This window comes from Desulfosporosinus sp. SYSU MS00001, from assembly GCF_049943955.1.
Classification (GTDB): Bacteria; Bacillota; Desulfitobacteriia; order Desulfitobacteriales; family Desulfitobacteriaceae; genus Desulfosporosinus.
The window spans coordinates 1-1,675 of the sequence record NZ_JBNFTW010000040.1 but is presented as its reverse complement, the minus strand read 5'-3'; the positions used below and the strand labels follow the sequence as shown (position 1 = coordinate 1,675).

The window sequence follows — 1,675 nt, the reverse complement described above, 5'->3', positions numbered from 1 at the left end:
TAAAGAAGATATAACTAAAGCTTATGACGTAGACAATGTTATTGGTGTTAGTGATTCAGTGCACAAGACAGTTCATAGTGCTTATAACAAAAGCGATAAAGATAAAAAGGCAATGCAAGAACTTTTATTAACTTTACTGAAAAAATATAGATTTGAAGTGTATGGGGAGGGGCTATAAAAAAGTTTTAAACTTTTCTTAGAAAGTCCCTGGTGCTCCCCCAGTCGGATAAATTTCCCGAAATGAAAGTTTAAATTTTGCGTTAAAGGTAGGTGAAAATTTTGGCTAGACCATGCAAAAATACAAATTTACTAAGTAAACACTTAACTAGAGAAGAAAAACAAAACAGATTAGAGCAGGAATATAAATTAAAGGGTAAAGCCGATAATATTGCACCTGCACAAGAGCTAAATGAAAATCAATTTTATTTATTCGAGTTTATAAAATCTGAACTTGAAGAAAGCAAACTGCTTAATAACTTAGATATTTTTATTTTAACTAAATGTGTAATAGCGATTGATAGATTACAAAACATAGAAAGCAAGATTAATAAGAATCCTGCCCTTATGTTTAATAAAGATATTAAGAGTACCAAGGAATCTTATGATAAAGATTTCTTTAGATGCTGCAACGAATTATCTTTAAGTCCTCAGAGCAGAGCGAAGTTGGCTAACATTAATATAAATGCCAAGGAAGAAAAAGAAGATCCTTTATTAAAAGCTTTAAGAGAAGATGATGAAGAATGATACTGCTAGATAAGGCCTTAAAATATTGCACTGATGTAGTTGAAGGGCGAGAAATAACAACAATAGAAGTAGGACTACAATGCAGCATTTTTTTGCAGGACTATTACGAAAGACAATACAACGATGAATTTGAGTTTTATTTTGATGAAAAGAAGCTAAAGAAAATAAACAATCTCTCAAAACTATTTAACTATGCTACTGGTTTTGTATCTGGCAAACAAGTTTTAGAAGGCTTAGAAGGTTTTCAAGCTTTATTTTTATGCGCAATATTTGGTTGGAGATATAAAAGTAATAAAAATAAGTTTAGATACAGAGACGTTGTTTTATTTATACCACGTAAAAATGCCAAAAGTTTCATAGCAGCTTTAGTAATTCTTCTTTTAATGCTAACAGAACAAAATTTCAGTGAGTTTTATAGCATATGTATAGATAGGGATTTAGCCAAAGAAACTAGAAAAGCTATGGCACAATTAATAAGCGCTAGTCCTTATATAGAGAAACATTTCTTCGTATCTGATAGCGAAATCGGTATTATAAAATGTAAACTAACCAATAGTTATTATGTACCAAGAACAAGCAAAGCAAATAAAAACAACTCTATAAGGCCAGCATGTTTCGTAGCCGATGAAGTTGGAGCATTTACAACTAACGGAAACATTCAAGCTATGAGAAAAGGGCAGCTAAGCGTACTAAACCCTATCGAAATTAAAACCACTACCGCATATGCCGAGAGCGATTCAATAATGCTAGAAGAATTAGAGTATGATAAAGCCGTTCTAAATGGAATAGTAAATGAGACAAGACTATTTTGTTTACTGTATTATTGCTCTAGGGAAGAAGCATGGACTGAAGAAGGCCTTTATAAAGCAAATCCATTACGTGTAGAAGAAAATTATAAAGAGATACGTGCAGATAGAGAAAAAGCTAAGAT

2 protein-coding genes are annotated in these 1,675 nt (G+C 31.7%); both read left to right on the top strand.

All coding sequences use genetic code 11. From position 1 onward, the window contains the following. The first annotated feature begins 279 nt into the window (after window positions 1-279). A complete protein-coding gene (locus ACPUYX_RS20915; protein WP_426381503.1) occupies window positions 280-744 on the top strand; it encodes a P27 family phage terminase small subunit in 465 nt (154 codons plus the stop codon). Beyond that, window positions 741-1,675: terminase large subunit domain-containing protein (locus ACPUYX_RS20910; RefSeq protein WP_426381502.1), on the top strand; the 935-nt coding region annotated here is incomplete at its 3' end. The genes ACPUYX_RS20915 and ACPUYX_RS20910, both read left to right, overlap by 4 nt.